General features: G+C 63.1%; 1 pseudogene. It reads right to left on the reverse strand.

Going from position 1 to position 536, the window contains the following annotated elements:
• A pseudogene (locus tag EOA27_RS39520) lies at window positions 1-536 on the reverse strand (conjugal transfer protein TrbE); the annotation flags it as partial.

The following is a 536-nucleotide window of genomic DNA, read 5'->3' on the forward strand; positions in this document are numbered from 1 at the left end:
TATCTTGGTCGGGCAGGATTCCTTGAGCACGTCGATGATGCCGGAGCGCTCGGCGTCGGAAATCGATTGTGTTGCCATCACGACCGCGCAATTGGCCTTGCGCAGCACTTTCAGCCACTCGCGAATCTTGTCCCGGAAGGTCTGGTGGCCAAGCATCAGCCACGCCTCGTCGAGGATGATCAGGCTGGGAGCTCCGGTCAGTCGCTTCTCGATGCGCCGGAAGAGATAGGTGAGCACGGGGACAAGGCTGCGCTCGCCCATGTTCATCAGCTGCTCGATCTCGAAAGTCTGGAAGGAGCGCAGCGAAAGCCCGTCGCTTTCCGCATCGAGCAGCTGCCCCATCGGTCCGTCCACCGTGTAGTGGTGCAGCGCTTCCTTGATCTCGCGCATCTGCACGCCCGACACGAAATCGGAGAGCGAGCGGCCGTTCGAGGCGGCCAGCAGCCCAACCTGGCGCGAGATGGCGTTGCGGTGATCGGGCGTAATCGTCACGCCCTGCAGCGCCACCAGCGTCTCGATCCACTCCGAGGCCCAGG

Origin of the sequence: Mesorhizobium sp. M2A.F.Ca.ET.037.01.1.1 (assembly GCF_003998075.1) — a bacterium.
Taxonomy (GTDB): Bacteria; Pseudomonadota; Alphaproteobacteria; order Rhizobiales; family Rhizobiaceae; genus Mesorhizobium.